This is a genomic window from Christiangramia sabulilitoris (genome assembly GCF_007050985.1).
Lineage (GTDB): Bacteria > Bacteroidota > Bacteroidia > Flavobacteriales > Flavobacteriaceae > Christiangramia > Christiangramia sabulilitoris.
On the sequence record NZ_VHSF01000002.1, the window covers coordinates 734,015 to 747,280 of the forward strand.

At 38.9% G+C, this 13,266-nt stretch carries 9 protein-coding genes; 3 read left to right on the top strand and 6 right to left on the bottom strand.

Going from position 1 to position 13,266, the window contains the following annotated elements; genetic code table 11:
- Window positions 1–8: 8 nt before the first annotated feature.
- The 3 genes from radC to FGM01_RS09960 are packed head-to-tail and all read right to left on the bottom strand — an operon-like array spanning window position 9 to window position 3,048.
- Window positions 9–707 (bottom strand): RadC family protein, encoded by a 699-nt coding sequence (radC, locus tag FGM01_RS09950; RefSeq protein WP_143411010.1) that lies wholly within the window; start codon window positions 705–707, stop codon window positions 9–11.
- Window positions 708–767: 60 nt separating this feature from the next.
- Window positions 768–2,120 carry a UDP-N-acetylmuramate--L-alanine ligase gene (locus FGM01_RS09955; RefSeq protein WP_143411011.1) on the bottom strand — a complete coding sequence of 451 codons (1,353 nt, stop codon included), beginning with the start codon at window positions 2,118–2,120 and terminating at the stop codon, window positions 768–770.
- A 49-nt stretch (window positions 2,121–2,169) separates the two neighbouring features.
- A complete protein-coding gene (locus FGM01_RS09960; RefSeq protein ID WP_143411012.1) occupies window positions 2,170–3,048 on the bottom strand; it encodes a tetratricopeptide repeat protein in 879 nt (292 codons plus the stop codon).
- A 181-nt stretch (window positions 3,049–3,229) separates the two neighbouring features.
- Here FGM01_RS09960 and FGM01_RS09965 point away from each other — a divergent pair, with 181 nt between their 5' ends.
- The 3 genes from FGM01_RS09965 to FGM01_RS09975 are packed head-to-tail and all read left to right on the top strand — an operon-like array spanning window position 3,230 to window position 10,406.
- A complete protein-coding gene (locus FGM01_RS09965) occupies window positions 3,230–7,774 on the top strand; it encodes a T9SS type B sorting domain-containing protein (protein ID WP_143411013.1) in 4,545 nt (1,514 codons plus the stop codon).
- Between the two features lie 22 nt (window positions 7,775–7,796).
- Entirely contained in the window at window positions 7,797–8,729 is a 933-nt protein-coding gene (locus FGM01_RS09970) for a PorP/SprF family type IX secretion system membrane protein (protein ID WP_143411014.1), read from the top strand.
- 12 nt (window positions 8,730–8,741) lie between these two features.
- Window positions 8,742–10,406: an OmpA family protein gene (locus FGM01_RS09975; protein WP_166435210.1), complete on the top strand. Its 1,665-nt coding sequence runs from the start codon at window positions 8,742–8,744 to the stop codon at window positions 10,404–10,406.
- 80 nt (window positions 10,407–10,486) lie between these two features.
- On the opposite strand, the gene FGM01_RS09980 is transcribed toward FGM01_RS09975, so the two are convergent.
- Genes FGM01_RS09980 through FGM01_RS09990 form a run of 3 tightly spaced genes read right to left on the bottom strand, consistent with a single transcriptional unit; the run spans window position 10,487 to window position 13,197 of the window.
- On the bottom strand, window positions 10,487–11,008 hold the full coding sequence (locus FGM01_RS09980) for a DUF4136 domain-containing protein (RefSeq protein WP_143411015.1): 522 nt from the start codon (window positions 11,006–11,008) through the stop codon (window positions 10,487–10,489).
- Between the two features lie 60 nt (window positions 11,009–11,068).
- Entirely contained in the window at window positions 11,069–12,076 is a 1,008-nt protein-coding gene (gene obgE / locus FGM01_RS09985; RefSeq protein WP_143411016.1) for a GTPase ObgE, read from the bottom strand.
- Between the two features lie 8 nt (window positions 12,077–12,084).
- Complete coding sequence (locus FGM01_RS09990; RefSeq protein ID WP_143411017.1) at window positions 12,085–13,197, bottom strand: adenylate kinase; 1,113 nt, start codon at window positions 13,195–13,197, stop codon at window positions 12,085–12,087.
- Window positions 13,198–13,266: the final 69 nt, after the last annotated feature.

Consider the following 13,266-nt stretch of genomic DNA (forward strand, 5'->3'; position numbering starts at 1 on the left):
AAGCAATCTTAGAGCATACCTTCATCGGCAAAGCTAAGGTATGATTTTTCGGTAACAATAATATGATCAAGCACTTTGATATCGAGACTTTCAGCCGCAGTTTTTAGTTTATTAGTCAATTGTTTATCTGCCTCACTCGCCTTAAGATTCCCTGATGGATGATTATGTGCCAGAATTATTGAAACCGCGCCAACCTCGAGAGCTTTCTTTAAAGTTATCCTAACATCAACCAGTGTGCCGGTGATCCCACCTTTACTAATCTGGAATTTTTCGATCACCTTATTACTATTATTAAGATATATGATCCAGAATTCTTCATGTCCCAATTCGCCAATAATAGGCTGCATGATTTCAAAAACAGAATTACTGGAACTAATCTTTTTTTGCTCCAGGGCTTCTTCCAGTCTTCTTCTGCGGCCAAGTTCAAGTGCAGCGGCGATCGAGACAGCTTTTGCCGGCCCTATGCCCTTAAAAGTACATAATTGAGAAATGGAAAGTTTTCCGAGATCGCTCAAATTATTATTCGTAGATGACAGGATTCTTTTGGCAAGTTCTACGGCACTCTCATTTTTACTTCCAGACCCGAGAAGGATAGCAATTAATTCTGAATCACTTAAACTAAGTTTTCCTTTTTGAAGTAATTTTTCTCGTGGCCTGTCATCCTCGGCCCATTTTCTAATACTCAGGAAATTGTTTTCATTTTTCATCTTAAGCTAAAGATAAACAATGAAAACAGATATGCTTTATAATAATTGAAAATCAGTCGGTTAAATCAAATTTTTCAGCTCTTCAAAATTTAGCCCCCCATAATTACCACTGCTCATCATTAACAGGACAGAATTATCAAGATTCATTTCGTGAAGTTGGGCTTTAAATACGGCAGGGTTTACAAAAACCTTAAGGCCTTTTTTACCAAAAGCTTTTTCTATCTGCTCCTCAAAAATAGCATCCAGACCTTTACTGGCCAGTGCTTCTGGTGAATAAAATACCACAGCTTCATCTGCTTTTTCAAGACTATGTTTATATTCCTGTAGAAACTCAGAATTGAGACTACTGTAGGTATGAAGCTCTAAACATGCTATTAATTTTTTATGGCTGTATTGTTCCTTAACCGCGGCGGTAGTAGCTCTAACTTTGGAAGGGCTGTGGGCAAAATCCTTAAAAATAACCGTGGAATTTGATTCAGCTATTTTTTCAAGTCTCTTCGAGGCACCTTTAAAACTGGCAATTGCCTCATAAAAATCATCCTCATCTATTCCCATATGCTGGCATATCCATTTTGCCCCAGCCAGGTTGTTAAGATTATGCTTCCCGAAAATCTCCAGCGGAAGATCGCCTTCAGGAACTTCCAGAATCGTTTCTTCATTCTCTGTATGATAGTCTGGAGTACGATAAGGATGTTTTCTTATAGGATTTTCAGTAGCCTCAGCTAATTTTTTAACTTCAGGATCCTCCGCATTATAAACCAGAATCCCACCATTTACAATAGATTCAATAAAGATCCTGAATTGTTCAAGGTAATTTTCATAGGTTGGAAAAACGTTGATATGATCCCAGGCGATCCCACTTAACAAAGCAATATTCGGCTGGTATAAATGAAATTTAGGTCTTCGGTCAATCGGTGAAGAAAGATATTCATCCCCCTCAATTACAATGAAGTCATTTTCTTCGGTTAGGTGCACGGGGTTATCAATTCCTTCAAGGGAAGCTCCTACCATATAATCAATATCCTTTTCCTGATATTGCATTACGTGCAATATCATTGAAGTTATACTGGTCTTCCCATGAGAACCTCCTATTACTACCCGGGTCTTGTTCTTTGCCTGTTCAAACAAAAATTCAGGATAAGAATAGATCTTTATTCCCTTTTCCTGGGCGGCAAGAAGCTCAGGATTGTTAGCCCTGGCATGCATTCCCAGGATTACAGCATCGAGATCTTCCTTAATATTATCCTCATTCCAACCCATATTTTGAGGTAATAATCCATGTTGTTCCAATCTGCTTCTTGAAGGCTCAAAAATAGCATCATCACTGCCGGTTATTATATATCCTTTTTGAGCTAAAGCGATTGCTAAACTATGCATGGCGCTGCCACCAATAGCAATGAAATGGATCTTCATAGATTTATTTTTTTTGCAAATATAAGAGTTGGAGAAAGGATAAATTGAATTAAAGCCGTTGAATTCTCTGCTTTTCGATCAGCGCCTTGTCAAATTCAGGATCATACTCAAGAGATTTATTGATAAGAATTAGTGCCTTTTCCTCATTTTTCTGCATCCTTTCTATCTGAGCCAATCTGAAAAAAGCCCATGCCGGTGATTTGATGTCCAGATAGCTGTAATTATCAATATAATTTTTGAGAAATCTCGCTCCGTCCTCCAGCCTGATCTCATAAATCGCAGATGCTTCTCCCAGCTCATAATTTAAATAATTCCTGCTAATATGCTCTGGGTTCCTGGAGGCTACAGCAATGGCCTCTTCATATTTCAATTTTGCCAGATCTTCATATTCCTGAACCTTGTATATATAAGCATCAGCCAAATGTGCATCTACCTCATTCAATCTATCCAGGTCTGATGCATAGCTTTTTGCCATGGATTCGCTTCCTCCCAGGAAGCCCGGGATTTGCATATAGAATTCGACCAATGCCCTGCGTGCTTCAAGATGCCCAGCATCAAGATCTGCAGCGTTTCTTAAATATTTTTTTACATCACCCAAAACCATGGCCGCCTCAATTTTAGAACCATAGTAAGCTTTCATTCCAAGAGCTCCACCTAACTTGAAATTATACATAGCATTATCAGGATCTATTTCCACCAAAGTTTTATAATTTTTAATTGCCTCTTCCCAGTTTTTATTAAAGCTGGCGATATCTCCAAGATATTCCAGCGCCTGGGGATTATCTTTATGTTGAACAAAAATTTCTCTGGCTTCCTCAATTTCCCCACTTCTGAGTAACTTTTCACCGTTATTTATGGTCTTTTGTGCCATAGTATTTGTGGCAATTAGACCGAAAATCACCAGCAACCTTTGAAAGTTTATTAACATAAATAAAAATTTTATAAATTTAGAATGCCCAAAGACTTGTTATTCAGGAAACTTAAGGCCCCCAGAGTTTAATGTTAAGATGTTTCTTAAAAGAACTCCGCATATTAAATATTATTTTAATATTTGTGCAACTTTTAAAGAGTTTTAACCTAATACTAATTTTGAATTTAACACCTAGCCTATGCAAAATTTTACTTTCGGGAGGAAGGGACATAACTGGTTCCTTTTTGCCTTTATTTTATTTGTAGGTAATTTATCGGCATCTTATGCCCAAAATTGCCCAACTTTAAGCTCGACAGGAGACAACTTCTGTTACCTGGACCGAGTTTCTGACCTTAATCCTTATGTATCTGCTAATGGAGATGGAGTAAGATGGTACAGAACAGCAACCTCAAATACTCCCATTCCAAATGATGAAATTCTACAGGATGGATCTTACTTTGCAGGTAATAATTCTGGAAATTGTAGTTCCAGAGAAGAATTCTCTGTAACTGTAGATGACCTTGGACCCCCAACTTCCTCTTTTGGTAACTTCTACGAGCCTTGTGAATATAGCTCCTCAGACGTTACTACTGTGGGTGAATTAAAATCCCTGATAAATCCTTCATCACCGACTTATGACATTAATGTTTATGGTCAAAATGATGAATTTGGGACCAATGAGATCACCGACGATTCCACTCCTCTTGTAGAAGGTAATTCATATTTTATAGGCCAGGACGACCCATTGTCTTCCTGCCGTTATTCTTCAAGGATAGCCGTTAGATATAACCCAATTTTGGCAACTGCTCCTTCTGCAGATGCAAATCAAACTTTTTGCGAAGGATCTACAATAGCAGATTTAGAAGCCCAGGGCATTAATAGATGGTATAGCACTGCAACTTCTAACCCGTTCTTAGACCCTTCGACTCCAATACAGGATGGTGAGACATATTACGCCAGCAGAATTGTAAATAGAACAAATTCGTCTTTACCTCCTTGCGAAAGTCAGGATAGAACTCCTGTAACTGTAACTATTATTCCTGGACCAGATGCCGGAGAAGATCAGGTTGGTGTTGTTTGTCTACCAGAAGTAGAAGCAACTTTTCCTGATGATGAAGCAGTTGAGAATTTTTATTTAGCTCTTCTAGATTCAGGCGTTCCTACAAATGGAACATTTCAACCAACTATCAACCAGGTAATCAGTGCTTACCAGGCAGATAGCGATGGATTAGGTGATTTTACAACGACTTACACTATTGGCTCTACAGATTGTGAGGATTCAGTAGATTTAACAATAAGAGTAATTGAAGAAACTCCTGCAAATGCTGGGACTTTTGATGATATTACAGATGTGGACACCAATGATGATAATATAGATTTAACTGCACTATCAAACAATGATCCAACGGCTACTCCGGGAGGAATCTTCACTGGAAATGGAGTTACCAACAATGAATTTGATCCCTCAACAGGAGCTGGAGATTACACTATAACATACACCGTAGATGAAAATTCTGCACCTTGTACTACCGATTCTGATTCAACTAATTTCACTATCACAGTTACTGAGGCTTGCCCTTCCCCTCCTAATGCAGGAGGAGACAATATTGGCACTGTATGTTTACCAGATGTTGAAGCAACATTTCCAAGCGATGATGAAACCCGCAAATATTTTTTAAATTTATTAGATGCAGGTGTTTCTAGAACAGGAACCTTCAGCCCTACAATATCACAACTAATCGATGAGTATAACGCCGATGCCGACGGTTTAGGTGATTTTACTACCACCTATACTATCGGGAGTTCTGGATGTAACGATTCGACAAACTTAACAGTAAGGGTTGTCGAAGTAGAGAAGGCTGAAGCTGGTAGTTTTGATGATATCACTAATGTTGATACCGATGAAGATAATATAGATTTGACTTCATTATCAAATAATGATCCTGATGCTACAACCGGAGGGACATTTTCGGGTACTGGAGTAACTAACAATCAATTTGACCCTTCTGTTGGAGAGGGCGAATATTTAATCACATATACGGTAGACGAAAATTCTGCGCCTTGTACTACTGACTCTGATTCTACGACATTTAATATTGTGGTAGAAAACAATTGTCCTAATCCTCCTAATGCAGGATCATCGAATGTTGGAATTATTTGTTTGCAAGATGTACAAGCTACCTTTCCAAGCGTTGATGAAACTCGTAAATATTTCTTACGCTTACTAGATTCGGGTGTTTCGAGAAACGGAACTTTCAATCCAACTATAAGACAATTAATCGAGGAATATAATCGTGATGAGGATGGTTTGGGTGATTTTTCAACTACTTATACTCTCGGAACATCAGACTGTAAAGATTCAACAATTCTAACTGTTAGTGTTGTAGAAGAGGAACCGGCAAACGCTGGTAGCTTTGATAATATTGAAAATGTTTGTACTAATGAGGACCCTATTGACTTAACAGACCTAACTAATAATGACTCAGATGCTTCAAAAGGAGGAGCATTTAGTGGCGACGGTGTTACAGATAATAGCTTTGACCCTTCTATTGGAGCAGGTACGTACACAATTACTTATACTGTAGACGGTACTACACCATGCACTACTGGTACCGATAATACAACTTTCACAATAGAGGTCGAAGATGCACCAGTAAGCGCCTCTGTTAACAGACAGTTATGTATTTCGGAAGCTCAATCTTTAATTACAGATTTTGATGCGGCAACTGTTTATATTTATAGCATTCTTAACGATGCAGGAATTTCAACAATAGATCCAGACGGATTTGATCTGGCAGACATTGCGGAAGGCCAAAGACTAGTAGATTATACTAATTCTCCAACTACAGATTCAGAAAGCTTTAATTTCTCTTATTTTAACCCATCCACTAGTATCTGTAACAATGGTCTTATTAATATTGCAATTACCATTTCAAACGAAAGAGATGCTGAAGCTGGAACCATAGAAGATCAAAGAGTATGTGAATCTAGCGGAATGATAGATCTAACCGAATTTTACGGAGAAAACACAGTACCTGGTGGCACTTTTTCAGGAATTGGAGTATCAGATAATATGTTTGATTCTTCAATTGGAACAAACGCAGATGGATATGAAATAACATACACCGTTGATGATTCAGCAAACTGTGTAGCAGCTGGCAGTAGTGATTCTACAACCTTCACTATCACCGTTGATAACACTGTTACAGCTGGAAACTCTAATAGTGATGAAGTTTGCAGGGCTAACGTTGATGAGCTTTTCCCAAATACCACTTCAGTTAGAAATTTTTATTTGAATCTTCTAGACAATGGTGTTGCGAGAAATGGTGCTTTCAACCCAACAATCCAGCAATTAATCAACGACTATAATTCTAATCCAGATCAAGACGAATTCACAACAGTATACACAATCTCTAACGGAGCTTGTAATGCAAGTGTATCGCTGACTATAAATGTATTTGATGCAATACCTGCTGAAATTGATGAGATTGAGGATCCAGATCCAATATGTCAGAATGCTGATGATGTGAATCTTTTTGATTTCCTTGCTGACGACGCAAACACTAATGGTAGATTTGAAGGTTATGAAAATGGTATTTTCAGTCCTTCATCTTTAGATCCTGGATCTTATACAATCACCTATGTACTTGATGAAACTTCAGAATGTACCGAAGGTGAAGCTTCAGAGGATTTTACCATAACAGTAACAGAATCTGCAAACGCAGGACAGGATAAAACTATTCCTGAAGCCTGTAAAAACAGCGCAGAAATAGATCTTTCTGTTTACACAACTGATGGAGACGCCGGGGGTGAGTATACTTTCCAGACTTCTGGAGATGTAATTGTAAACGGATTACTAGATCCATCTACCTTAACTGCCGGAGATTACGTAATCGTATACACCGTAGCTGCTATCAACGATTGTGGTGAGGATTCTGCAGAGCTTGCCTTGACTATTTCTGATGCACCAGATGCGCCAGCGGTAGCAGGTGATCCTTTTAGTTTTTGTGCTACAGATGGAGCAACGGGAGCAGATCTTTCTGCCACCGGTTCTAATCTAACGTTCTACTCAGATGCTGAACTTACCATGATGGTAATGGCAGAAGATGAATTGGTTTCAGGAACTTATTATGTTACTCAAAGAGAAGATGAAAATGGATGTGAATCTGATGCTACTGCCTTTAGTGTAAGCATTAATGATGCAGCAACACCAACCATCGATCAAACAACTCTTGAGTTTTGTGAATTTGATGATCCAATTATTGCAGACTTAACTGCTCAAATAAACGAATCAGGAACCATTACCTGGTATGATTCTACTGATGGCAATAACTCTCTATCTGAAGGAACAGCTCTTCAGGACGGAGTAACCTATTATGCGACTTTATTCAATGTTGATACTGGATGTGAAAGTTCAGTTAGACTTGGGGTAGAAGTAAATATAGGTGGAGAAGAATGTGAATTGTTTATTCCGGATGGTTTTTCTCCGAACGGTGATTCAATCAATGACACATTCGACCTTAAGAACATCAGAAATTTATATCCTAATTACACCATTGAAATTCGTAATAGATTTGGTGATGTGGTATTCAGAGGAAATGCAAATACCCCAGACTGGGACGGCTTTAGTACAGAAGGTTCGCTAGGAAGCAACCTGGTACCTGTAGGCGCTTATTTTTACTACCTGGATTTTAGAGATGGTACTACAGAGCCTATCAGAGGAACCGTATACTTAAGTAGATAATTAGGATAAATAAGACAACGAAATGAAAAAAATAATCACAAAATATTTATTATTCGCCGGCATTATCCTTTTTTCTATAAAAGGTATTGCCCAGCAAGATCCATTATTCACTCAGTATATGTATAACATGAGCATGGTAAACCCGGCTTATGCGACTGATGATCCTGGAATGCTAAATTTGGGAGGCATTTACAGAATGCAGTGGACAGATGTTGATGGTGCGCCACGCACCCTCAACTTCTTCGCTCACACTCCTATAAGTGAACGAGTAGAACTAGGATTAACCGTAGTGCATGATGAAATAGGTAATGTTGAAAAAACAAACAACATCACTGCAGATTTCGCTTACGTGATCCCGACCGGAGAGAATACAAACCTTTCTTTTGGAGCCAAAGCAGGTATCAACACCTTCGATGCAAATCTTGCCGGATTAGATTTAAATGATCCTAATGACCCTGCATTTGAAAATATCAGTGAAGTATTTCCTGTATTTGGCGTAGGTGCATTCTGGTTTGGTGACAAACACTACATTGGTATTTCAGCTCCTAACCTTTTAACATCAGAGTATCTTGACAATAGCCAGTCACTACGTGATCGTGGATCTGAAGAGATTCATTACTATTTGACCGGAGGATATGTTTTCGATATTGGGCAGAATGTTCGTTTAAAACCTTCTACCATGATTAGAGGAGTTGAAGGAGCACCACTTTCTGTAGATGTAAATGCCAACGTTTTATTATATGAAAGACTGGAAGCCGGTCTAGGTTATAGATTTGATGAAACTCTTACAGGTTTGATCAATTTTAGAGTAACTCCTGGCCTTAGAATAGGATACGCTTATGATTATCCCACCTATGACCTTAGTAATGACGGGTCACATGAGATCATGCTTTTATTTGATCTTGATCTCTTCGGACTTAAAAAAGGATACGACAAATCACCTAGATTCTTCTAAAACCAGAATAACATGAAAAATATATATAGTACACTTTTAATAATTTTTATAAGCATCACTGCTTTTGGACAAAAGTCTGATATCAGGGAAGGCAATAAGTTCTTTGCCCAGGCAGCGTATATTGATGCCGCTGATGCTTATGAGAATGTAAACAACAAAACCCAGGAGGTTCTACAAAACCTGGGAGATTCATATTTCTTTACGAACCAGATGCAGAATGCAGCTGAAGTTTATGAATTACTTTTCTTAAGACATGAAGGAGCGGTAGCACCTGAATACCAATTCAGATACGCCCATACTTTAATGGCTGCAGGTAATTATGTAAAAGCAAACGAGTTAATGAATGAGTTAACCGGTGAAAACTGGGATCATGAAAAATTTGTAAGTGAACTTGACACTATGGTTCCTCATAAATTCAAATATGACCAGGTGATGAACAACCAGTCATCTTCAGATTTCGGTATTGGATTTTACGGAGAGCGTGTTGCTTTTGCTTCAACCCGAAACCAGGAACGCCCGGTTTATCCATGGAATAAACTTCCAACCCTGGATCTTTACAGCGCTAAGATGAGCGATGAAGGTGAGATGACAGATATCGTACTTTTCTCTAATGTGATCAATACAGATGAGCATGAGAGTTCTGCTACCTTTAGCCAGGATGGTAAAGTGATGTTTTTTGACAGAACGAACGAGGACAGAGTAAAGAACGAAAATGATGTGCGTGTAGCACACATAAGTCTTTACCGTGCAGAGAATGTTGATGGAAACTGGACCAATGTTCAAAAACTACCATTTAGCAGCGACGAATATTCTGTGGAGCATCCAAGCCTTAGTGCAGATGGCTCGAAACTTTACTTTTCCAGCGATATGCCGGGAGGTAGCGGATCTTTCGATATCTACGTTGTAGACATCAATGAGGATGGTACTTATGGCGCGCCAAGAAATCTGGGGCCTGCTGTAAACACTGCGCACAGAGAGCAATTCCCTTTTATTAGTGATGAAAATGTACTTTACTTTACATCTGATGGTCACCAGGGATTTGGAAATCTTGATATCTTCAGAACCGAAGGAGATTTTTCTGAAATTGAAAATCTAGGGGCATCTATCAACAGCGGAAGCGACGACTTTGCCTTTGTGATCAAAGAAAAGGACGAAATGGGATTCTTTGCTTCAAACAGAAGAGGAACAGATAATCTTTATCAATTTACCCGTGAAGAGAACGAGATCATCAAAGCTCCAACCGTGACTGACGAAACCAGCGGACAGGATGTGATCGCGATCGATGGTAGTAAAATTTACTTTGATTTCGACAAGGCGACTATCAAGCCGGAATCTAAACCTGTACTGGATTCAGTAGTAACCTACATGAACAAGTATGCAAATATCAATGTGAAAGTAGAATCTCATGCAGATGCAAGAGGATCTGATAAGTACAATATGGATCTTTCTAAGCGAAGAGCAGCTTCTACTGTAAACTATCTTGTTGAAAAAGGTATAGATAAGGGAAGATTAACTTCTGAAGGTTATGGCGAAAGCAGGCCGGTTAATGACTGCACCAAACCTAATATGTGTACAGAAGAGCAATATGCCAAAAACCGTAGAAGTGTTTTCGTAGTTTCCAATAGAAAAGAAACTATGAGCAACGACACTGATATGGAAGAGCAGGATGAAAATTAATAATATTAGTTCATCCAGCTAACCACTAATAAAAAGCCCCGCAAATAGCGGGGCTTTTTTTATTTCTAAAATTCTGACTTTTAATTTTCAGGCGGATACTTTTCTAAAGCTTTAGCTACAATTTTGTCGAAAAACATTTTTCTTTGCTCAGGTTTAGCATTGAGATCAAAAGGACCTTCTACTATCGCCTGCCATACCAGCTTATCGTTCTTGACGTCAATAAGATCGAAGGTAAGCCTTATGTATGTATCCATTTGACCTATAGGAACGCCACCTGATACACCAACCCCAACATTACCTCCACCACCACCTATACCAACTCCAAGCCTGTTTCGGTTATCCTGTTCAAATCTTTCTGTATATAGATTTAAAAAGAGGCCTGGTTGATCTGTAGACTCTAAACCTTTCTGCTGAAAGCCTGACCTAACACTTTCTAAAAGTCTGGATTCATCAAGCTGGCTTAAACCTGTTTGAAGTTCAGGAAAAATAGCATAGGTACTATATTGCTCAAAATTTACATTTTGATCATAGTCATATACTGCCCGTGGTGAATTACAAGCAGTAATGAATATAAATAAAATAAGATATCTGGAGAATTTCATAAACTGAGTTTTACTAAAAATAAGCAAAATCAGTTCGGAAATTTATAGGTTTAACAGGATTTAAACAGGCTCTTTATTCAGCATTTGCCACAACTTGTCTTTAAGTTCTGTAATCCCCATCTGGGCTACAGAAGAAATAAAAATATATGGCAGCTCAAACTCTTTATCGAGTTCCTGTTTCATTTCTGCTCTAAGTTCCTCATCTAAGAGATCGCTTTTTGAGATCGCAATAAGCCGGTCCTTATCCATTAGTTCAGGATTATATCGTTTCAATTCATCCAGAAGGATGTCATATTGCTTTTTAATATCTTTCGCATCTGCAGGAATAAGGAACAGTAAAGTAGAGTTTCGTTCTATATGCCGCAGGAATCTGTGCCCAAGACCTTTACCCTCTGCTGCACCTTCTATTATACCAGGAATATCTGCCACCACGAATGTTTTGAAATCACGATATTCCACGATGCCCAGATTAGGTTTCAGCGTAGTAAATTCATAGTTAGCGATCTTTGGTTTCGCAGCAGTAATTACCGAAAGTAATGTAGATTTCCCGGCATTGGGAAACCCAACCAAACCTACATCGGCTAGAACTTTTAATTCTAAAGTGATATCCACCTGCTGCCCATCTATACCCGGCTGGGCATAACGCGGGGTTTGATTGGTGGAACTTTTAAAATGCCAGTTCCCTAAGCCACCTTTACCACCTTCTGCAACGATGAATTCCTGCCCATCTTCGGTGATCTCCTTGATGATCTCGTTGGTTTCAGAATCACGAATTACCGTCCCTAAAGGAACTTCGATATACTCATCTGCTCCCTGAGACCCAGAACTTCTTTGCTTACTCCCGTTACCGCCATGTTCGGCTTTTACGTGGCGCTTGAACTTTAAATGAAATAATGTCCAAAGATTTTTGTTACCCTTTACAATTACATGGCCTCCACGGCCGCCATCTCCACCATCTGGTCCACCTTTTGTAATATATTTTTCCCGGTGTAGATGAGCAGAGCCCTTCCCTCCTTTTCCGGAAAAAACATGAATTTTCACATAGTCAACAAAATTCCCTTCAGTCATTTCTTAATTTATTTCATTAATTCGTCGATCACATCACTAAGTCGCTCTGTGATCTCCTTAATACTGCCAACACCATCAACCCCGTAATACTTATCCTGCTTTTGATAATAGTTCTTCAGGATGGCAGTTTCATTATAATATACTTTGATGCGGTTCCTAATTACCGTCTCATCTGCATCGTCTGGTCTTCCAGAGGTTTTACCTCTTTCCAGTAATCGTTCCACAAGGATCTCGTCTTCAACCTCGAGTGCGATCATAGCATGAACCTCAGTTCCTTTAGATTCAAGGTATTTACTTAAAGCCTCCGCCTGCGCCTCGGTTCTGGGAAATCCGTCAAAAATGAAACCATTAGCTCCTTCATTCTTTTCAACCTCAGCATTCAGCATATTGATAGTAACCTCATCTGGCACCAGCTGACCTTTATCTATATAGGATTTCGCACTTAAACCTAAAGGGGTTTGATTTTTAATATTGAACCTGAAGACATCTCCGGTGGAAATATGAATAAGATTATACTTGTCTTTGAGAATTGTTGCCTGAGTACCTTTGCCTGCGCCCGGAGGACCAAACAATACTAAGTTTGTCATTGTTTTTTCTTTGCGTTTATATACCTGCGTAAGATTACGGCCTAAACCATCATAGTCCAGTCCAAATCCCACAATAAATTTATTCGGAATTTCAATTCCTTTAATCTGGACCGGAATATCTTTTTTGTAAGCTTCAGGCTTATAAAATAAGGTAGCTACTTTATAGCCAGCCACTCCAGCTTTTCTTAAGATCTGGTCTATCTCAACCAATGTGTTCCCGGTATCCACGATATCTTCCAGTAAAACAACCTGCCTGCCCTTGAGATCCTGATTCAGTCCTACCAGCGTCTTTACATTGCCTGTAGTTTGAGTACCCTCATAGGAACCCATTTTCACAAAACTAACCTCGCAATCACTTTTAAATCTCTTGATGATTTCTGAAGCGAACATAAAAGAACCATTGAGCACGCCTATGAACACAGGCTTCTGGCCTGCATATTCTTCATTTAATTCTTCTGAAATTCTCTCTATCGCCCGAGTGATTTCCTCTTCAGAAATATATGGCTCGAATTCAAGATCATGTAGTTTTACCAAAATTGAGGAATTTTAAGTGGCAAAGATAAGGAATCTCTATAAGCCCAACAGCCCGATTTCTTACTGAAT

Coding starts and splice junctions, on each gene's coding strand:
- FGM01_RS09965 (WP_143411013.1), top strand. CDS start 3,230: ATGCAAAATTTTACTTTCGGGAGGAAGGGACATAACTGGTTCCTTTTT.
- FGM01_RS09960 (WP_143411012.1), bottom strand. CDS start 3,048: ATGTTAATAAACTTTCAAAGGTTGCTGGTGATTTTCGGTCTAATTGCC.
- radC (WP_143411010.1), bottom strand. CDS start 707: ATGAAAAATGAAAACAATTTCCTGAGTATTAGAAAATGGGCCGAGGAT.
- FGM01_RS09970 (WP_143411014.1), top strand. CDS start 7,797: ATGAAAAAAATAATCACAAAATATTTATTATTCGCCGGCATTATCCTT.
- FGM01_RS09955 (WP_143411011.1), bottom strand. CDS start 2,120: ATGAAGATCCATTTCATTGCTATTGGTGGCAGCGCCATGCATAGTTTA.
- FGM01_RS09975 (WP_166435210.1), top strand. CDS start 8,742: ATGAAAAATATATATAGTACACTTTTAATAATTTTTATAAGCATCACT.
- obgE (WP_143411016.1), bottom strand. CDS start 12,076: ATGACTGAAGGGAATTTTGTTGACTATGTGAAAATTCATGTTTTTTCC.
- FGM01_RS09980 (WP_143411015.1), bottom strand. CDS start 11,008: ATGAAATTCTCCAGATATCTTATTTTATTTATATTCATTACTGCTTGT.